At 65.6% G+C, this 19766-nt stretch carries 19 protein-coding genes and 1 pseudogene; 10 read left to right on the top strand and 10 right to left on the bottom strand.

The window, feature by feature from the left end; all coding sequences use genetic code 11:
* Nucleotides 1-302 precede the first annotated feature (302 nt).
* The gene (purF, locus tag J0X27_RS17645; protein WP_207272109.1) at nt 303-1775 is read left to right on the top strand and encodes an amidophosphoribosyltransferase; all 1473 of its coding nucleotides are present in this window, start codon (nt 303-305) and stop codon (nt 1773-1775) included.
* 174 nt (nt 1776-1949) lie between these two features.
* On the opposite strand, the gene J0X27_RS17640 is transcribed toward purF, so the two are convergent.
* The 3 genes from J0X27_RS17640 to J0X27_RS17630 form a co-directional block, all read right to left on the bottom strand.
* Entirely contained in the window at nt 1950-3179 is a 1230-nt protein-coding gene (locus J0X27_RS17640) for an ArsA family ATPase (protein WP_207270442.1), read from the bottom strand.
* A gap of 229 nt (nt 3180-3408) precedes the next feature.
* Nucleotides 3409-4104 carry a CPBP family glutamic-type intramembrane protease gene (locus J0X27_RS17635; RefSeq protein WP_207270441.1) on the bottom strand — a complete coding sequence of 232 codons (696 nt, stop codon included), beginning with the start codon at nt 4102-4104 and terminating at the stop codon, nt 3409-3411.
* A gap of 4 nt (nt 4105-4108) precedes the next feature.
* The gene (locus J0X27_RS17630; RefSeq protein ID WP_207270440.1) at nt 4109-4396 is read right to left on the bottom strand and encodes a DUF5789 family protein; all 288 of its coding nucleotides are present in this window, start codon (nt 4394-4396) and stop codon (nt 4109-4111) included.
* Nucleotides 4397-4523: 127 nt separating this feature from the next.
* Here J0X27_RS17630 and J0X27_RS17625 point away from each other — a divergent pair, with 127 nt between their 5' ends.
* The gene (locus J0X27_RS17625; RefSeq protein WP_207270439.1) at nt 4524-5528 is read left to right on the top strand and encodes a cell division protein CdpA domain-containing protein; all 1005 of its coding nucleotides are present in this window, start codon (nt 4524-4526) and stop codon (nt 5526-5528) included.
* A 56-nt stretch (nt 5529-5584) separates the two neighbouring features.
* Here J0X27_RS17625 and J0X27_RS17620 read toward each other — a convergent pair whose 3' ends face one another.
* Both J0X27_RS17620 and J0X27_RS17615 read right to left on the bottom strand, forming a co-directional pair.
* Nucleotides 5585-6070 carry a metal-dependent hydrolase gene (locus J0X27_RS17620; RefSeq protein WP_097378945.1) on the bottom strand — a complete coding sequence of 162 codons (486 nt, stop codon included), beginning with the start codon at nt 6068-6070 and terminating at the stop codon, nt 5585-5587.
* Nucleotides 6071-6279: 209 nt separating this feature from the next.
* Entirely contained in the window at nt 6280-6792 is a 513-nt protein-coding gene (locus J0X27_RS17615; RefSeq protein WP_207270438.1) for a CinA family protein, read from the bottom strand.
* 145 nt (nt 6793-6937) lie between these two features.
* Between J0X27_RS17615 and J0X27_RS17610 the strand changes: the two genes are divergently transcribed.
* From J0X27_RS17610 to J0X27_RS17600, 3 genes are all read left to right on the top strand, one after another.
* Entirely contained in the window at nt 6938-8038 is a 1101-nt protein-coding gene (locus tag J0X27_RS17610; protein WP_207270437.1) for a pyridoxal phosphate-dependent aminotransferase, read from the top strand.
* Between the two features lie 147 nt (nt 8039-8185).
* Nucleotides 8186-9913 (top strand): dihydroxy-acid dehydratase, encoded by a 1728-nt coding sequence (ilvD, locus tag J0X27_RS17605; RefSeq protein ID WP_207270436.1) that lies wholly within the window; start codon nt 8186-8188, stop codon nt 9911-9913.
* A gap of 117 nt (nt 9914-10030) precedes the next feature.
* Nucleotides 10031-10186, top strand: a complete 156-nt coding sequence (locus J0X27_RS17600; RefSeq protein ID WP_207270435.1) for a hypothetical protein — start codon at nt 10031-10033, stop codon at nt 10184-10186.
* 16 nt (nt 10187-10202) lie between these two features.
* On the opposite strand, the gene J0X27_RS17595 is transcribed toward J0X27_RS17600, so the two are convergent.
* The 3 genes and pseudogenes from J0X27_RS17595 to J0X27_RS17585 all read right to left on the bottom strand — a co-directional run.
* Nucleotides 10203-10637, bottom strand: a complete 435-nt coding sequence (locus J0X27_RS17595) for an FAD synthase family protein (protein ID WP_207270434.1) — start codon at nt 10635-10637, stop codon at nt 10203-10205.
* Between the two features lie 100 nt (nt 10638-10737).
* The gene (locus tag J0X27_RS17590) at nt 10738-11235 is read right to left on the bottom strand and encodes a Mov34/MPN/PAD-1 family protein (protein ID WP_207270433.1); all 498 of its coding nucleotides are present in this window, start codon (nt 11233-11235) and stop codon (nt 10738-10740) included.
* Nucleotides 11236-11343: 108 nt separating this feature from the next.
* Nucleotides 11344-11448 (bottom strand): annotated as a pseudogene (locus J0X27_RS17585) (AbrB/MazE/SpoVT family DNA-binding domain-containing protein); the annotation flags it as partial.
* A 219-nt stretch (nt 11449-11667) separates the two neighbouring features.
* Between J0X27_RS17585 and han the strand changes: the two are divergent.
* Nucleotides 11668-13572, top strand: a complete 1905-nt coding sequence (han, locus tag J0X27_RS17580) for a Hef-associated nuclease (protein WP_207270432.1) — start codon at nt 11668-11670, stop codon at nt 13570-13572.
* 240 nt (nt 13573-13812) lie between these two features.
* Here the strand turns inward: han and J0X27_RS17575 are convergent, their stop codons facing one another.
* Nucleotides 13813-14136, bottom strand: a complete 324-nt coding sequence (locus J0X27_RS17575; protein WP_207270431.1) for a ribbon-helix-helix protein — start codon at nt 14134-14136, stop codon at nt 13813-13815.
* A 122-nt stretch (nt 14137-14258) separates the two neighbouring features.
* Here J0X27_RS17575 and J0X27_RS17570 point away from each other — a divergent pair, with 122 nt between their 5' ends.
* From J0X27_RS17570 to J0X27_RS17555, 4 genes are all read left to right on the top strand, one after another.
* The gene (locus J0X27_RS17570; RefSeq protein ID WP_207270430.1) at nt 14259-15194 is read left to right on the top strand and encodes an A/G-specific adenine glycosylase; all 936 of its coding nucleotides are present in this window, start codon (nt 14259-14261) and stop codon (nt 15192-15194) included.
* 102 nt (nt 15195-15296) lie between these two features.
* Nucleotides 15297-15548 (top strand): phosphoribosylformylglycinamidine synthase subunit PurS, encoded by a 252-nt coding sequence (gene purS, locus J0X27_RS17565; protein WP_097378934.1) that lies wholly within the window; start codon nt 15297-15299, stop codon nt 15546-15548.
* Entirely contained in the window at nt 15549-16241 is a 693-nt protein-coding gene (gene purQ / locus J0X27_RS17560) for a phosphoribosylformylglycinamidine synthase I (protein WP_207270429.1), read from the top strand.
* 117 nt (nt 16242-16358) lie between these two features.
* A complete protein-coding gene (locus J0X27_RS17555; RefSeq protein WP_207270428.1) occupies nt 16359-19574 on the top strand; it encodes a PAS domain S-box protein in 3216 nt (1071 codons plus the stop codon).
* On the opposite strand, the gene J0X27_RS17550 is transcribed toward J0X27_RS17555, so the two are convergent.
* On the bottom strand, nt 19571-19735 hold the full coding sequence (locus J0X27_RS17550) for a hypothetical protein (protein ID WP_207270427.1): 165 nt from the start codon (nt 19733-19735) through the stop codon (nt 19571-19573). The genes J0X27_RS17555 and J0X27_RS17550 overlap by 4 nt on opposite strands.
* Nucleotides 19736-19766 lie beyond the last annotated feature (31 nt).

Genomic DNA, 19766 nt, shown 5'->3' with positions numbered 1-19766 from the left:
TCGCAGCAACTGTCTTGAACACTGTGTCATTGGATCGACCGGTCGGGCGGAATCCCTGCCGTGGTCGGCCTCGAGTACGACGACCGGCCGTGGGGAGGCGACTCGTTTCTCACTACCGACAAAACGGGCCGAACTGCACCCGCTCCGAGAACGGGGTGACGACGCCGTGGATATGCACGAACGTGGATACTGACGAGAGTCGAGAACGGAATTCGACGCACAAACACGGGGATTTTTATCGGCTCGGTGCCCTACTGACTTCCATGACTGATGGGCGGGGCGAGACTCCCCGGCGAACAGGAATGACCGAAAAGTGCGGCGTCGTCGGCGTCTCACTGGCCGGTCGAGACGCGGCACGTCCGTTGTACTACGCGCTTTATGCACTCCAGCACCGCGGTCAGGAGTCTGCGGGGATCGTCACGCACGACGGGTTCCAACAGCACAGCCACGTCGAAATGGGGCTCGTGGGGGACGTCTTCGAGGAGGACGACCTCGACGTGCTCAACGGTTCGGCAGGGGTAGGCCACGTCCGCTATCCGACGGCCGGCTCGGTCGACTCCTCCTGTGCACAGCCCTTCTCGGTCTCGTTCAAGAGCGGATCGCTCGGGCTCTCACACAACGGCAACCTCGTCAACGCCGACGAGATCCGCGACGAACTCGCCGCCGCGGGCCACGCCTTCACCAGCGACGGCGACACCGAGGTCATCGCCCACGACCTCGCGCGCAACCTGCTCGAGGAGGATCTGGTCCGGGCCGTCAAGCACACGATGCAACGCATCCACGGCTCCTACTCGCTGACGATCAGCCACGACGACACGATCCTCGGCGTGCGCGATCCACGGGGCAATCGCCCGCTCTGTATCGGGGAACTCGAGGACGGCTACATTCTCGCCTCCGAATCGGCGGCGATCGACACGCTCGACGGCGAACTCGTCCGGGACGTTCGGCCCGGCGAGTTGGTCGTCCTCAAAGACGACGGCAAGGGGTTCGACTCCTACCAACTCGTCGAGGAGGAGCACACCGCCCACTGCTTTTTCGAACACATCTACTTCGCGCGCCCGGACAGCGTCATCGACGAGACGCTGGTCTACGAGGCGCGTCGAAACCTCGGCCGGAAGCTCTGGGAGGAAAGCGGCGTCGAGACCGACGTCGTGATGCCGGTTCCCGACTCCGGCCGCGCCTTCGCCTCGGGCTATGCCGACGCGGCGGGGGAGACGACCGCCGAGGGCGACCCTCGAGATGCGGACGACGACGGCGTCGAATTCGCCGAGGGGCTGATGAAGAACCGCTACGTCGGCCGGACGTTCATCATGCCGACCCAGGACGAACGCGAGCGCGCGGTCCGGCTGAAGCTCAACCCGATCAAATCCACGATCGAGGGCAAGACCGTCACGGTCATCGACGACAGCATCGTCCGCGGAACGACTTCGACCCAACTGGTCCAGTTGCTCAAGGACTGTGGGGCCGAGGAAGTCCACGTCCGCATCGGCGCACCGGCGATCGTCGCCCCCTGTTACATGGGCATCGACATGGCGACCCGCGAGGAGTTGATCGCCTCGAACAAGTCGACCGCGGAGATCCGCGACGAGATCGCCGCCGACAGCCTCGCCTACCTCTCGACCGACGCCGTCGCCGAGGTCCTCGGCAAAGAACGTATCGACCTCTGTCTGGGCTGCGTGACGGGAGAGTACCCCTACGACATCGACGGCGAGGAGACCGACCGCGACGTGCGCCGTCCCGACCTCGGCGATCGACGGCTCCCTGCGGACGACTGAAAGCGGCCTGCTTCGAGCACGGCGTGGCCGCGCTCTCGGAAACGGTCGATCAAATATACGCCTTCTCCGTTCGCTCGCGAATGTACCGGTGTCTTGCACGTCTCCAATGCAGTACTGAGTCCCCCCGAGCGGAACATCGAGCCAGTCCCGGACCGAACAGCGATCCGCGACCGATTACCGGAGACAGGCCGCCACGACCTCGAGCATGCCCTCTCCGCGGACTTCCTCGGCGAACAGCGGGACCCGCCGTACGTCGGTCCCGCGGAAGAGGTCCTGTGCTTCGGCTAACGCGGATTGCTGGACGTCCCAGCGGCGTTGACAGAACTCACAGTCCTCGAGGTTGGGCTGGAGGAACTCGCCGTCGACGTCGTCGGTAACGTTCGAGAGGGGCTCCATCACCCGGTTGACGACGACGGTGCCGACCGGAATCTCGAACTCCCCGAGCTGTTGGCGCAGCCGTTTGGATTCGAAGACGCTCATCTCCTCGGGTACCATGACGATCCGGAAATCCGTCCGCGCGGGGTCGCGCAGTGCGGCCCGCAGTCGCTCGATACGCTCGCGGAGTTCCTCCAGGTCCTCGAGGTCGCTCCCGTCGTCGAGGCCCTCGCTCCCCCCGAACATCCCCTTGACGCCGTCGATCATCCCGCTGATGCGCTGGCGGACCGTCATCAAGCGCCCCATCATCGTGTCCATGATCTCGGGCAACTGGAGGAGCCGAAGGGTGTGGCCCGTGGGGGCCGTGTCGACGATCACGCGCTCGAAGCGTTCGTCGTCCATGTACTCGAGGAGCAGTTGCATCGCGGCGGCCTCGTCGGCACCGGGCATCGCACCGCCGAAGAGCGCATCCATCGGCGAGTCGCCGCCGAGCACGTCGCCTATGCCGCCGAGGGGACCGTCCTCGCCGCCCTCGGCACCCGAGAACGGGGAATCGCCCCCGCTCTCGTCCCCAGCGAAGGGCGAACCCTCGTCACCGCCCCCAGCCGCGTCCCCGAAGGGGGTCGCTCCGTCCTCGAGTGCGGCGTCGGGATCGATCTCGGCCGCATAGAGGGGGATATCGTCGCGGATCCGTGCCGGTTCGGCCGGAACGTCGGTCTCGAAGGTATCGGAAAGCGAGTGGGCCGGGTCGGTCGAGACGACCAGCGTCCGGGTGCCACCGCGGGCGCTGTCGAGCGCGGTCGCGGCCGCCATCGTCGTCTTTCCGACGCCGCCTTTCCCGCCGTAGAGGACGTACTCGGGGCCGTCGATCGGCTCGTCGGACGGTTCGACATCGATGGTTTCGCGCGCTGATGGCTCCTCGTCGACCGAGTCGGTCGGCGTCACCTCGATAGTGTTCGTGCCGTCGTCGCTGTCCCTCGCTGTCGTCTCCTCGTCTTCGTCGGCCGGTTCGACGTCGGTGCCGCTCATACGCCGGGTACCCCGCGCCGACACGAGTATTCGTTGGTTTCTCGGCGGCGATCTCTCGGTCGTCCTCATCGCAGATTTCGGTTGCCGACGACGCGTGATCTCCCCGGCGGACGGCACGACAGGTCTCGTCCACCGTGTCACAGGGCCATCATACCGAGCGATCGTTTCCCCGTAATCACTCTGCCGTCGTTCAGTCGTGTGACGGCAGTACTGCCCGAAGCAGCGACCGTCAGACCGGAATCGGCACCCACTCGAGCAGTCGCAAGAGGAGGGTCGGCTCGAACAGCGGTTCGTGCAGGACGAGCCAGTCGAGCAAGACGAGCCCGCCCCCGTGAGCGACCACCGACGGGAGGATGGAGTCGGATTTGTAGTCAACGGCACCGAAGAGGACGTCCGTCGGGCCAGAGAGGACGAACTCGATCGGCGGTTTCGAGGTGTGGTGGAGCATGTAGACGACCGGACTGATGAACACCGCACCGATGCCGATCTCCTTGACGCCGACACAGAGCAGTCCGCGGTAGTAGGTCTCGGCGGCCAGGGCGAGCACCACGAGTTTGAGCGCGTGTGGAACGAACGCCGCTGGCGCGGCCGACGTCTCCCAGATCGGGTAGAACGCCCGGATCGTGGGCAGCGTCGAGCCGACGAGATAGAAGGGGAGCACGAACGCTGCGAGGAGGATCGTGTTCCGAACTGCGATCCGATCGACCCGCCAGCCGATGCGGTTCCCGTGCGAGAGCCCCAGCGCGAGCGGCCCTCCGATCAGCACGATCCCGTCGACGACGATCCGCTGGTCGAGATCGATAGGGACGAGTCGCATCCACAGCACCGTCAACACCGCACCGGCCAGCAGCGACTTCTGGACCCAGGAGAGTTGCAGTCGGGTTCGCAGCCGGTCGTCGGTGTGTCGGTCCGGCTCGGAGGCCACGGAGTTACTCGTCGGCGGTCGGAATCGGTCCCGTCCCGATCACGTCCCGGACGTGTCCCTCGAACTCCTGGTGGCGCTGGAAGTACGTCTCGTCGACGTCCTCGAGTACGGCCGAGAGCTCTCGGGGGCCGTCGGGCGTTCGAAGGACCGTGTCCCCCTCGAGTCGGTCGACCTCGCTCTTCTCTTTGGGCCAGGTCAGCCGCGAACTCACGCGGGCGAGGGGTGCGCCCTCGACCGGCGTCTGCTCTCCGAGCGTGACTGCCGGCGGCGCGTCTTCGTCGTCGTCGCTCATAGCGCCTCGTTTGCGAGGACGGCGATTCAACCTTTCGCTTCCGTCGACCGGCTCGAACGGAGAACCCCTCCGACAATCGAGATGTGTCTGACGTAGCGTTTTGTGGTGGGACGCCGAAAGCCTTCGCATGACAAGCCTGACGGAGGTTTACGACGGGACCGCGCCGGGGGTGACGAGTCGCCGCCTGTACACGGGAACGGCGCTCGTGCTTCTCGGCGCGGCCCTCGCCGTCGTGGCCGTACTCGTGGCGACGACCGACCTCTTCGGCGAGTTCGCGGTCGAGCTCTCGGGAGAGCTGGCCCCCAGGTTCGCGACTGTCCGCGTCGCGGGGATTCTGGCCGGGTTCAGTGTGCCGACCATCCTCGTGGGCGTCTTCGTCGTGTTGCCGGCCAGCCGGCGGGTCCAGGCGACGGCCGCCATCAGCGCGAGTCTCTGCCTGCTCGGGGTCGTCCTCTTCTGGCACGCCTATCCCCAACACTGGCGATACGGCGGCGAACAGCTCACGCTCGAGGTCTCCGCGATCTACCTGCTCGGGCTCCTCTCGGCGATCTGGTGTCTGTTCAGCGCCGTCGCCACCTTCAAGCGACGCAACGATCCCGGCGGGAACCTCCAGATGAACGTTACTCGCCACAACAAAACCGTCCTCTCGGTCGACGACTCGAACGACGCGGGCGGACTGGGCGGCATCGGCTTCTTCGGCGGCACGCCCGACGGCGACGTCGAGACACAGACCAACGCCGACACCGACGACGGGACCGGCGGAACCGGGAACACGACGCTCTCCTACGACGAGGACTCGGTTGACGCCCGCTCGTCGGGGCGATCGACGGGAGCGACGGGCACGACGGGGCCCCGAACGACCCCCGGCCGAGCAGGCGGCACCGCGACCAGCGACGGGGGGTCGGCTGCTTCGGACATCTCCTCGCCCCTCGAGACGGGCGACGGTCGCGACGCGGAGATCGTCGAATCATCGACCGAAACCCCCAGCGAACCCGCCGACCGCTACTGCGGGAACTGCAAACACTTCGAGTACGTTCGTTCCTCGGATGGAATGGTGCCCTACTGTGGGCGTCACGAGACCGCAATGGACGACATGGACGCCTGCGAGGAGTGGACGCCGAACCGGCGGTGACGGGGCAGCCACGAGAGCGGTCAGGACGCCGGTCGATCGGTTTCGAGCCAGCGGCTCTAGATCCCGAGTAACTGCCGTCCCATTTCGAGGCCCCACTGGGGAATCCGAAAGACGACCAGCGCGACGAGTAGCAGTTCCGCGACGGTGACGATCAGCATCATCAGGTCGGCGCGCTTGCTGCTGACCGCGACCCCGATCGGCAGGCCGAACTCCTTCTTCCAGACCGGATAGAACAGCGCGATACCGCGCTTGCTCCCCGCAACGTCGAGGACGTAGTGGGTCACGACCCCGATCCAGACGTACTCGAGATTGCCGAATACGTGGGGAAAGGCGAGAAAGCCGGCCAGAATCGGGAGGTTGTGCAGCGTCTTCCGGTGTTTGCCGAAGGCAGTGTCCACGTCCGGAAAGAGCGCCCCGAGTGCGACCGGGACGCCGATCATCACGATCGTTCTGAACGTCTCCAGATCCCCCGTCGGCTCGAGAAGATACCCCAGTCCAATGCTCAACAGGACGGCGTTCAGGACGTGCCCCTTCTTGTTCATCTAGCCGCATCTGGGAAGTCGACGGGGGAATAGTTTTCTCTCGAGACTGTCACTCGCCGCTGTCGGTTCCGGTAATGGGGAGCCAGGAACAGATCGCTTCCGACCGGGGACGCGTACGGACTCCTGTCGGTCAGTGCCACTGCACTCCCACAGCGGGCCGCCGGTGCGCCGGGACCCGGTGACAGCGGATCGTTTCACAGCGACCGCTCTCAACGCGCCTCGAGTTCCGCGAGCAGGTCCGCGAGCGCCTGGTCGACGGTTTTGGCGCGGACCGCCGCACGGTCGCCGTCGAAAACGTAGCGTGAGACGGTCGCGTACGACTCCTCGCTTCCCCACGGTGCCCCATGAGAAATACCGATGTAGACGGTGCCGACCGGGGTCTCCTCGCTCCCGCCCGTCGGCCCGGCGATCCCCGTCGTCGAGATCCCCCAGGTCACGTCCGTGACGTCTCTGATCCCCTGTGCCATCTCTCGAGCGACGGGTTCGGAGACCGCCCCGTGCTCGTCGAGCGCCTCGCGACTGACGCCGAGGTGACGGCGCTTGGCGTCGTACGCGTAGGTCGTCAACCCCGAATCGAAGTAGTCGCTCGCGCCCGGAACAGCGGTGATCGCCGCGCCGATCAGCCCGCCGGTACAGGATTCGGCGACGGCCAGCGTCTCCCCGGTGTCGCGCAACGCGTCGGCGACGTCCATCGGCAGGTCGCGGTCGATATCGTCGTTCATACTCGAGTCGATAGGGGGGCACCGTTGTGAAAGCGAGGGTTGCCGACTTCGGGTCGCCACTCGGACCGGCGATCGAGAACACCGATCCCGCCCGTTCGACGCGGAAAGGAAAAGACAAACGGTACCGGTCTTCCCAGTAGCTCCCATGAATTACGAGACGCCGCTGTTCTTCCACGTGATGGAGTACGCGGACGCGGCGGACCGCGACGTCATCGACATGGTCAGCGGGAACCCCGACTGGCAGCCGCCCGACGCGCTCCGCGAGGGACTCCGGGAGTACGCCGACCTCGAGCCCGACCGGTTCCAGTACCCGCCCAGCGAGGGCTTGCTCGAGTTGCGCGAGGAGATCGCAACGCGGCGGGGCGTCGATGCCGATCGGATCGTCGTGACCAACGGGGCCGGCGAGGCGAATTACCTCGCGATGGCGCGGGCGTTAGAGCGCGACAGCGGCGACGAGATCCTGCTGACGGATCCCGTCTATCCCTACTATCCGGGGAAGACGACGATGCTCGGCGGGACCCAGTCGTACGTCGCGACGGACGAGGCGGGACAGCTCGATCCGGACGACGTCCGCGCGGCCGCCAGCGCGGAGACGGCTGCCATCGTGGTGAACACGCCGAACAATCCGACGGGTGCGGTCTACCCCGCCGAAACCATGCGGGAACTCGTCGCTATCGCCGAGGAAGTCGATGCCGTGTTGATCAGCGACGAGGTGTACGACCACTACGATCTCTCCGGGGAGTTCGCGAGCGCGCTCGAGATCGATTCCGACCACCGGGTCGTCACCAACGCGGTCTCGAAGTCGATGGCGGTTACCGGCGTTCGAGTTGGATACGCCGTCTTCCCGCCCGGACTCGTCGCGAACGCCAAGAGCCGCCACATGCTGGTCAACGTCGCCACGACCCGGCCCGGTCAGTACGCGGTGTTGAAAGCGCTCCGGGAGACGGGACCCGACTACTACGAGCGCAACCGCCAACGGCTCCGCGATCGCGTCGAAACCTTCACCGATGCCCTCGACGCGGCCGGAGCGGAGTACACGTCTCCGAGCGGGTCGTTCTACGTCATGGCTCGGTTCGACGGCTATCCGGGCACGCTCGAGAACGTCGAGCGCCTGATCGACGAGGCCGGCGTTGCCGGGATGCCAGGCGAGGCCTTCGGCGACTCTCGAACCGAGTGGCTACGGTTCGCGCTCGTGACGCCGTGTGTCGAAGAAGCGGCCGAGCGGTTGGCACGGTATTTCGACTGATATCGTCGTCACTGCCGTCTACTCGCGCGACGGCGTCGCGGGCGACGTTCCCGGTCGAACGTCCGAACCGGTTCGGCCGGTCCTCCAGTTGCACGAAGGGTTGACCGAGAAAGGGTGACTTATACCCTTTCGAATCAAGATAGAGCCATGAGCAGCGACGACGAGTTCGACTACGGGAAAGACGAGCAGTTGCGGAGCCGCGAAGTGACGGAGGGGCCGGACAAGGCACCACACCGCGCGATGTTCCGTGCGATGGGGTTCGACGACGAGGACTTCGGATCGCCGATGATCGGCGTGCCCAATCCCGCGGCCGACATCACGCCGTGTAACGTCCACCTCGACGACGTCGCCGAGTCGGCCCTCGAGGGGATCGACGAGAGCGGTGGGATGCCCATCGAGTTCGGGACGATCACGATTTCCGACGCGATTTCGATGGGAACCGAGGGGATGAAGGCCTCGTTGATCTCCCGGGAACTCATCGCCGACTCCGTCGAACTCGTCTCTTTCGGCGAGCGAATGGACGGACTGGTCACCATCGGCGGCTGTGACAAGAACATGCCCGGGATGATGATGGCCTCGATCCGGACTGACCTCCCCTCGGTCTTCCTCTATGGCGGTTCGATCATGCCCGGCGAGCACGAGGGGCGGGAAGTCACCGTCCAGAACCTCTTCGAGGGCGTCGGTGCCGTCGCGGACGGCGAGATGGACAGCGAGGAACTCGACGAGATGGAGCGAAACGCCTGTCCCGGCGCGGGCTCCTGTGGCGGCATGTTCACCGCCAACACGATGGCCTCGATCTCGGAAGCGCTCGGCTTCGCGCCGCTGGGCAGCGCCAGCCCGCCCGCGGAGGCCGAATCCCGCTACGACGTCGCCCGCGAGGCCGGCGAACTCGCCGTCGAGGTCGTCGAGGACGGACGCAAACCGTCCGACTTCCTCAGCAAGGAGTCGTTCGAAAACGCCATCGCCCTCCAGGTCGCCGTCGGCGGCTCGACCAACGCCGTGCTCCACCTGCTCGCGATGGCCGCCGAGGCTGGCGTCGACCTCTCCATCGAGGAGTTCGACGAGATCAGTCAGCGGACCCCGAAGATCGCCGACCTCCAGCCCGGCGGCACGCGCGTGATGAACGACCTCCACGAGGTCGGCGGCGTCCCGGTCGTTCTCGATGCCCTCTACGAAGCCGACCTCCTCCACGGGGACGCGCTGACGGTCACCGGCAACACGATCGGCGAGGAACTCGAGCGAATCGATCCGCCGGCGATCGAGGAGTTAGACGTCGACTTCCTCTACACCGTCGACGAGCCCAAAAACGAGCAGGGTGCGATCCGGATCCTGACGGGCAACCTCGCGCCGGGCGGCTCGGTCCTCAAGGTCACCGGCGACGACGACCTCCACCACGAAGGCCCCGTCCGCGTCTTCGAGAACGAGGAAAACGCCATGGCGTACGTCCAGGAAGGCCACGTCGAGAGCGGCGACGTGATCGTCATCCGCAACGAGGGGCCACAGGGCGGGCCCGGCATGCGCGAGATGCTGGGCGTCACGAGCGCGGTCGCCGGCCAGGGCCACGCCGAAGACGTCGCGCTCATCACCGACGGCCGCTTCTCCGGTGCGACGCGCGGGTTCTCGATCGGCCACGTCGCCCCCGAGGCGTTCGCCGGCGGCCCCATCGGCCTCATCGAGGACGGCGACGTGATCACCATCGACATCGAGGAGCGAACCCTCGAGGTCGACGTCGACGAGGCCGAACTCGAGGCCCGCCGCGAGGAGTGGGACCAGCCCGAGCCCAACTACGAGAACGGCGTCCTCGCGAAGTTCGGCCGTGACTTCGGCTCGGCGGCCAACGGTGCCGTGACCAACCCCGGCGTAAAAAAGGAGTAGGCCGGCGGGTTCGGACGGAACCGGCACGTTCGGACCAGTGGCCCCGCAAAGTGGCCCCTTCGCTTTCCTGCACGACTCTTTCCCGGCCTTGTGACTCACTCACAGGTAGACCGACGCATGTGCAAATACTGTCTCGAGTGTGACTGGCAGATCACGACGGCCGACGGCTACACCGAAAAGGAGGTTTCGGAGAAAGCGATCGAACACTTCGTCGAGACGGGGCATACGGTCGATTCACTTCGGTTGCCGCCGCCGGTCGTCCTCCAAAACTGACTCGGTGCGACCGGGCTCACTCCCCCCGTCGCTCGAGGATCCGATCGATGATCAGCCGCGTCGAGAGGAGTTGGTCGTCGTCGCTCGACTCCCGACCGCTCGCCCGGCGTACCTCACAGTCGATCCCGCGAGCCTCGAGTTCGGCCGCGATGGCGTCGTCGTCGTGATGTTGGTCGTGGCCCAACGCGATCACGTCGGGGTCGATCTCCTCGATCGGGACGAAGATGTCCTCCTCGTGACCGAGCAGGGCCTCGTCGACGGCCTCGAGCGCGGCGACGACGTCGCGGCGCTGGGTGGCCGGGCAGATCGGTGCCTCCTTGTGATCGACGTTCGTCCTGCGGGCGACGATGACGGCGAGTTCATCGCCCATCGCGGCGGCCTCCTCGAGGTAGTGGACGTGGCCGGGGTGGAGGATATCGAACGTTCCCTGAGCGATGACCGTCCGCGTCATCTCTCCCTCCCTGTGGAGTGGGGGGCTGGCGGTTCGCGTGTCGATCCCGTCGCGGTTGAGTCGGTAGTCACTGGTGGCATCGTCTCGAGTCTCGGCAGTGTCATCGGCGCAGTTCCTCGTCGATATCCGCTTGCGTGAAATCGAAGAAGTCGTCGGTGTCGGGCAGGTCGACGTCGATCACGTTCAGTTGGGTCGGCTTGCCCTGCGAATCGAACGCCTTCCAGTCGGTCCGGCGGTAGGGCGCACCGATGATGACGTGGACGCTCCCGCGGCCGAACGTGTCCAGGTCGGCGTTGCTCGGGCGGATGACGCCGTTGGGATGGGAGTGAATGCTCCCCAGCGCCTTCACGTCGTTTGGAATCTGGTTCGTCTTGACGGTCGCGCTGACGCTGTTGGACTCCGTGCCGGGCACCACGAGGATGTCCGTGATGACCAGGCCCTCCCGGTCCAGTCCCAGGCGATCGGCCTCGGTCCCCCGGAGAAACCCCATGTACTCGTTGGGATGGGTCTCCTCGGAGGACTCGAGGGCGAACTCGAGGGTCTCCTCGGCGATGCCGAGGATCTCGCTCGAGCGAAACAGCGCGTCGAACAGCCCCATATCACCCTCTGAGGCCTTGCGGTTGCTAAACGTTCCGATGCGTGGGTTCCCCTGGAACTGCGTCTTTCGGAACGCTGTCGTCGAACGCGACTTCCGTTACGCCGGCGTCGTCGTCGGTTCCTCCTTTCGGATCTCGTACCCGGTGCCGGTCTCTTCGAAAGAGATCTCGTCCCCCGGTTCGATTCCGAGTCTGTCCCGGATCTCCTTGGGGATCGTGACCTGTCCTTAGTGGTGGCACGGAGCATGATTACCGGTATACGTACGGAGTAATACTGATACCGTATTACTCCGGAAATCGTTTCCGGGAGAGACTATTTCCATCACGCTCCGACCGGCAGCGGATCCCGTCGACCGGTTCAAAAACCAGCGCCTCGAGTCGACATCCCTTCTTGACAAGGGTTATACGCGACCACCCCCAAACGTTGAATCAAGATGACGCGTGACTCCGCCGGGGAACCCGGCGCAGACGACGGGGATTCCGTCGTTTACGATCTCGCTTCCGATTGTACCGCCGACGACATCGAACACGGCCGCCCCTATCTCGCCGAAATCAACGGCATCGTCGACTACGGCGTCTTCGTCGATCTCTCCGACTCCATCTCCGGACTCGTCCACGAATCCGTCCTCGAGGGCACGTTCGCCGTCGGCGACGAACTCGTCGTCGAACTCGAGAGCGTCCGCGACAACGGTGACCTGGCCTTCGAGACTGTCGATATCGATGACTACACCCTCGAGGAGGTCGGCCACGACTACTCGCTGACGGGGACCGACCGCCTCGAGAGCAATATCGGCGATCAGATCCACCTCGAGGGGACGGTCACACAGGTCAAACAGACCGGTGGGCCGACGATCTTCCACGTCTCCGACGAACACGGCGTCGTTCCCTGTGCTGCCTTCGAAGAGGCCGGCGTCCGCGCCTACCCCGCCATCGAGGTCGGCGACGTCGTGCGGGTAACTGGCACGCCGGAACACCGGGAAGGGTCGGTCCAAGTCGAAGTCGACGGCCTCTCGAAACTCGACGGCGAGGCCGCCGAGGAAGCCCGCGAGCGCCTCGAGGACGCCCTCGACGCTCGCGCCGAGCCCCACGACGTCGAGCCCCTGATCGACTGGCCGGCGTTCGAAAAGCTCCGTCCGAACCTCGAGGAAGTCGCGCAACTGCTCCGACGGACCGTCCTCGAGGGCCGACCGATCCGGGTGCGCCACCACGCCGACGGTGACGGAATGTGTGCTGCCGTTCCCGTTCAGATCGCACTCCAGCGGTTCATCGCCGACGTCCACGAGGACGCGGACGCGCCGCGTCACCTCATCAAGCGGCTGCCGGCGAAAGCGCCGTTCTACGAGATGGAAGACGCCACGCGGGACCTCAACTTCGCGCTCGAGGATCGCGAGAAACACGGCCAGCAACTGCCACTCCTGCTCATGCTGGACAACGGTTCGACGGCCGAGGACGTTCCGGCCTACGAGACGCTGGCCCACTACGACATCCCGATCGCGGTCGTCGACCACCACCACCCCGACCCGGATGCGGTCGAGGACCTGCTCGATGCCCACGTCAATCCCTACCTCCACGGCGAGGACTACCGGATCACGACGGGGATGCTTTGCGTCGAACTCGCGCGGATGATCTACCCCGATCTCACCGACGAACTCCGCCACATCCCCGCCGTCGCCGGCCTCTCGGACCGCTCGAAGGCCGACGCGATGGACGACTACCTCGCGCTCGCCGACGAGGAGGGATACGACGAGGACCGTCTCCAGGACGTCAGCGAGGCGCTGGATTACGCCGCCTTCTGGCTGCGCTACAACTCCGGCGACCAACTGATCCAGGACCTGCTGCAGGTCGACAGCGACGACGAGGACAGACACCGCGAACTCGTCGAGTTCTTCGCCGACCGCGGGCGCGAAGAAGTCGACGAGCAACTCGACGCCGCGATGGCCCACCTCGAGCACGAGACGCTCGAGAACGGCGCGCACCTCTACCGGATCGACGTGGAGAACTACGCCCACCGCTTTACCTACCCCGCGCCGGGGAAGACCACGGGCGAGATCCACGACCGGAAGATCGAGGAGACCGGCGATCCGGTCATCACGGTCGGCTACGGCCCGGACTTCGCCGTCCTCCGGAGTGACGGCGTCCGGCTGGACATTCCGAACATGGTCTCGGAACTCGAGGCCGAGATCGCGGGCGGCGGCGTCTCCGGCGGCGGCCACCTCGTCGTCGGTTCGATCAAGTTCGTCTCCGGCAAGCGCGAGGAAGTGATCGACGCCTTGGTCGAGAAGATGGCCGAGGCGGACATCGACGAAGCGCTCTCGAGTGCGGCCCCGATCGACGACTGAGACGGTCCGCTGTCACTGTTTCTTGGCGCACCCGAACGCGGGTGGCGGGTTCGCCGGCACTGAACGGGCCCGTATGAACCCCCGTTCCTCGTTCCCCGTTTTTCGACAGTCTGCGAGGCGGCTCGAGGGGTACCGACGACATCGGTCCGTCCGCAAAAACGGGGTTCGTCGCGTTCCACGTCGTCGACCCCGAGTACCCGCCGAAAAGGCGCTACATGACCCGTCAGGCTCGACGCTCGCCTAGAACTGGTAGCGCCGCTCGTCGTCCATCGTCGGATACTGGTCCGCGCCGGTCATCTCCTCGAAGGTCATGCCCGAGAGATACTCGTCGTAGGTGACGTCGTAGGCCGACCGCAGTTGGAAGTCGAGTTTGCCGGTGTCGACGGTCGACTGAAAGAGCATGTGGATCGCCCGCCGGACGAGTTCGTCGGTCTCCTCGGGCTCGAGTGCGGTCTCGAGCAAGGCGAGTTCGTTGCGCGTCTCCCGATCGAGCGAAACGGCGAGTTCGTCGTCGATAGTCGTATACGAGTCCGTGACGTCGTCGGTGAGATCGTCGAGGCTCATACGAGTTCGGTCTCGAGCGTGCCGGATAGGCCTTTCGTGGTCGTCGCGTCGGCGACCGACGGAAGCGACGCCACGCGGCCGGGACCGTCACCAGTAAGGGGGCCCAGTCGCTAGGGGGATCGATGAGTGATGCCGAGCCATCGGCCGAGGAGTGGTCGTTGCCCGACGACCGGCCGGCCGTCCGCGAGGCGCTGATCGCGTGGTACGAGGACGACCACCGCGAGTTCCCGTGGCGACGGACCGACGACCCCTACGAAATCCTCGTCAGCGAAGTGATGAGCCAGCAGACCCAGCTCGGCCGCGTGGTCGAGGCCTGGGAGGAGTTCCTCGAGCGGTGGCCGACCACCGCCGACCTCGCCGACGCCGACCGCGCCGACGTCGTGGGGTTCTGGACGGCCCACAGTCTGGGGTACAACAACCGGGCGAAGTATCTCCACGAGGCGGCCCGACAGGTTCAGGGGGAGTACGGTGGCGACTTCCCCGACACGCCCGCGGAACTCCAGGAACTGATGGGTGTCGGCCCGTACACGGCCAACGCGGTGGCGAGTTTCGCGTTCAATAACGGCGACGCCGTCGTCGACACGAACGTCAAGCGAGTGCTCTATCGGGCGTTCGACGTTCCCGACGACGACGCGGCCTTCGAGGACGCCGCGAGCGACCTCATGCCCGAGGATCGCTCGCGAGTCTGGAACAACGCGATCATGGAACTGGGCGGCGTCGCCTGCGAGCAGACCCCACGGTGTGACGAGGCCGGCTGTCCCTGGCGCGAGTGGTGTCACGCCTACGCCAGCGGCGACTTCACCGCTCCCGACGTGCCGACCCAACCGAGTTTCGAGGGGAGTCGCCGGCAGTTCCGCGGTCGCGTGATCGGGACGCTCCGGGAGTACGAGGAACTCGAGATCGACACCTTAGGTCACCGGATCCGCGTCGACTACGCGCCCGGAGGCCAGTACGGCCGTGACTGGCTCACGGGCTTACTGTCCGACCTCGAGTCGGATGGGCTGGTCGAACTCGACCGCGATGGCAGCGACGGCCCCGTCGCGCGGTTACAGCGCTAGGTGCTCCCGGTGGCCGATCGGTGACGGGAGACGGTATCCACGATCGTGTATTACGGAGTCAAGGCGAAAGCGTTTTTGAGCACGGTTACGGGGTATGATGTAATGACCGCCTACACCGCGACGGTGACGGTTCGACTCAAACGGGGCGTACTGGACCCCGAGGCCGAGACCACGAAGCAAGCCCTCGAGCGGCTGGGCTTCGAACTCGAGGAGTTGCGGTCGGCCGATCGCTTCGAGGTCGACCTCGAGGCCGATTCCGCGGACGGCGCACGCGAGCGCGCAGACGAGATGGCCGAACGGCTGCTGGCGAATCCGACCATCCACGACTACGACGTGGAGGTCGCAGAACGGTAGATGACGGTTTCGATCATCCGCTTTGGCGGCTCGAACTGCGATCGCGACGCGAAACGGGCACTCGACTATCTGGATATCGACGCCGAGATCGTCTGGCACGAGGACGGACTGCCCGAGGAGACGACGGGTATCGTCATCCCAGGTGGCTTTTCCTACGGCGACTACCTCCGGGCGGGGGCGATGGCGGCCCGCTCACCGATCATGGCCGACGTTCGCGAGGCCGCGGCCGCGGGCGTTCCGGTTCTGGGCATCTGTAACGGCGCACAGATCGGCTGTGAGTCCGGCCTGACCGAGGGTGCGTTCACGACCAACGAGAGCGCCCGGTTCCAGTGTGAACACGTCCATCTGCGCGTCGAGCGTAACGATACGCCCTGGACCGCCGCCTACGACGAGGGCGAAGTCATCGACGTCCCGATCGCCCACGGCGAGGGCCGCTACGAGATCGACGACGACCGGTTGGCAACTCTCGAGGACGAGAATCGCGTGCTCTTCCGGTACTGCGAGGAAGACGGGACGACGAGTCCCGACGCGAATCCGAATGGTTCCAAACACGATATCGCCGGCGTCCTCGGCGACCGCGAGTCCGTCGCAGTGTTGATGCCCCATCCCGAACGGGTAACCCTCCCCGACATCGGTCCGACGGACGGACAGGGTATCCTCCGGGGATTCGCGTCGCCGAGAAACGGCGTCTAGAGCCCGTATTCGATTTTTTCTACGAAACGCCTCCACGTTAAACGGAATGAACGAATCCGTGAACCGAGTCCAAGACTAATACGTTCGGGGTTCTTGTAGTCGACTGGAATACAGGGAATGTCCACGAACACCGGACCGAACGCTCGAGTTGTGGTCGTCGGTGCCGATACCGAGATCGGTCTCGAACGCGCCCTCGAGGGAGACGGCGTGACTACCGAGCGGGTTCGGACCATCGCGGCGTGCCTCGAGTCCCTCGCGACTGCCGACTGCGTCGTGATCGAGGGCGCACCCCCCGACGTCGGTCCGGTCGACTGCTGCAGGGCGATCCGGGAGCAGTGTCCCGCGATTCCGATCGTGATCGTTCCCGAGGACGGGAGCGAAGCACTCGCGGGCGCAGTCGTCGCCGCGGGAGCCGACGGCTACGTTCCTCGTTCACAGGTGTCCGACACCCTCCGCTCGCGGCTGGATGCAGTGCTCGAAACCCAGGCAGCGACGGATCAGCCTCGACACGCCGGGCCCGAGGGGGTCGTGACCGATACCACTCCGATGACGTCGGTCGCGGAGCCGTCCAATCGCCTCACGGCCCTCGTCGAACAGTCGCCGCTCGCGATCGTCGAGTGGACCCCCGCCGAGTTCGCCGTTCGAAACTGGAACCCGGCCGCGACGGAGCTGTTTGGCTATACCGCTGCCGAGGCGATCGGCGAGTCCGCCCTCGAGTTGCTCGTCCCCGCGGACGAGCGACGGGCGGTACGCGAGGAGTTGCGGTCGCTCGTCGACGGCGGCCTCACGGACCCGTCCTGGCGTGAGAGCTGTAACGTCCGCAAGGACGACACGACAGTTACCTGCGAATGGTTCGACATCCCGCTGGGCGCAGACGGCGAGATCGAGGGCGTCCTCTCGTTCGGACGGAACGTCACGACCGATCGCAAGCGGGCAAACGCACTCGAGGCGCTCCAGGAGACGACCCAGAAACTCCTGCGAGCCGAATCCGCCGAGGAGATCGGGGATATCGTGTTGACGGCGACCGAGGACGTAATCGATCGCTCGTTCGCCGGCATCCGGCTCTACGACGAGGAGAGTGAGACGCTCGAGGCCACACGCATCACGTCGACGCTCGAGGAATACACCGACAGTATCCCATCGGTCGGCCCCGGAGAGACCGTTTTCTGGGAGGCCTACAGCAATCAGGAACCGACGATCGTCGAGAACGTCCCGATGGACCGCGTTCCGTACGACATCGGGGCGGAAATCGGGACCGCACTCTTCCAACCGCTGGGCGATCACGGGCTGTTTACGGTCGCGGCACCCGGCGATGACACCCTCGACGACACCGAGATCCACCTGATCCACGTCCTCGCGAGGACCGCCGAAGCGGCGCTCGATCGGGCGGCTCGCGAACGCGAACTCGAGCGGACGAAGACCGTCGTCGAGACGGTCGGTGATTACGTCTATCAGCTCGATCTCGACGGCCGGTTCGTCACCATCAACGATACGACGATGGGCGAGATCGACTACGATCGCGACGACCTGCTCGGCGAGCACGTCTCGAAGCTTCTCACGGACGAGAGCGTTGACCGCGGACAGCGACACATTCAGGCGCTCATCGACGGCGAACGACGCATCGCGACCTACGAGGTCACCCTCACGGGACCCAACGGCGAGCGGACGCCGGGGGAGGTCAACATGGCACTGTTGCGGTCCAACGGCGAGATCGATGGGACGGTCGGCATCGCTCGAGACATCAGCGACCGCAAACGGATGAAACAACAGCTCGTCGACAGGAAGTCGAAAATAGAGGGGCTTCACGACGTCGCGTCCCGGCTCGACGACTGTCAGAACCGCGAGGAAATTTACGAAGTAACCGTCGAGGCCGCCGAAGACGTGCTCAACTTCGATCTCTGCTGTGTCGACAGGGGCCAGGAAGGGTCGCTCGTCAAACGGACTATTTCGTCCACTCTCGAGGCGGACCTCGAGGGAGAATTGCCGGTCGACGACGGCATTGACGGGAGATCTGATCGGACACAACGACCCTCCCGGATCGACGACGTCCAGGCGGACGACAACGCGGTGGCCAGCGTCGACGGTCTCAGGTCGGTACTGAGCGTCCCGATCGGCGATCACGGCGTGTTTCAGGCCGTTTCGATGGAGCCGGGCGCGTTCACCTCGGCCGACGCGGAACTGGCGGAGCTCCTGCTCTCCCACGTCACGGACGCACTCGACCGAATCGCGTTCGAAGAGCGGTTGCGAACCGAACGCGATCGCTTCGCGGCGCTGTTCGAGAACATTCCCGATGCCGTCGTCAGCGTCAGCCAGCTCGAAGACGGCCCGGTGGTCGAGGCGGTCAACCCGGCGTTCGAGCGGGTCTTCGGCTACGACGAGGCGGATCTCGTCGGCGAGCCGCTCGACGAGATCATCGTGCCGCCGGACAGGACAACCGAAGCCTGGACGCTCAATCGCCGCGGAAGCCGGGGCGAGGTCGGCGAGGCCGAGGTCAAACGACGGACGGCGAACGGATTGCGCGATTTCAGACTCCGCGTCGTCCCGATGGAGATGGACGGCTCGTCGGACCGTGCGTTCGGACTCTACACCGATATCACCGAGCAGAAACAGCGACAGAAGCGCCTCGAGATCCTCAATCGGGTCCTGCGTCACGACCTGCGCAACGGGATGAACATCATCGACGGCTGTGCGGAGATGCTCGACACGAGCGTCGACGACGCCGACCGCGAGTACGTCGAGACGATCCGCTGCCGGACGAGCGAACTCACCGCACTCGCACAGAAAACCCGTGCCGTCGAGCGCGTCCTCGACCGCGAGGAGGTCCCGAGCGGGCCGATCGACCTCGTCACGGCCGTCGAGCGTGCAGTCGCCCGCCTCGAAGACACCTCCGACATCGAAATCACCTGTTCGCTGCCCGAGCGAGCCGTTGCTCGAGGCGACGAGTACCTGGAAGCGGCCGTCTTTCAGATACTCGAGAACGCCGTCGAACACAACGACCGGCCACAGCCCTCCATCGACGTGACGCTGTGTAACCGGCCGTCCGACGGGCTGTTGACGCTCTCGATCGCCGACGACGGCCCCGGTATCCCTACCGAAGAACGCGACCTCCTCGAGGGCAACCAGGAGATTACGCCGCTCCGCCACGCGAGCGGCCTCGGGCTCTGGCTGGTCAACTGGGTCGTCACGCAGGCAGGTGGTCACCTGTCGTTTACCGACAACGAACCCCGTGGCACCGTCGTCACACTCGAGGTGCCTCGCGCCGATTCAGCAGCCCTCCGGTCCACGTCGGGCGACACGGCTGCGGGGGACGACCGGAGCCGGCTCGAGTTCTAGCGGCCCCACTCGTAGAACCACCAGCTCACCCCGAGCAACACGAGGCCCGCGCCGAGCGCGGACGTCGCTGGCTCGGGAAACACGAGCAAGAGGAGGCCGACGACGACCAACACGGCGGGCTCGAGTTCGTTCCAGTAGTCCGAAAACGACGGGTATCCCATACGGCTGGTAGTGGGTCGACGAGGAAATAAC

It is taken from the genome of Natrinema longum (assembly GCF_017352095.1).
Classification (GTDB): Archaea; Halobacteriota; Halobacteria; order Halobacteriales; family Natrialbaceae; genus Natrinema; species Natrinema longum.
This window is presented reverse-complemented; position numbering and strand designations above follow the sequence as displayed.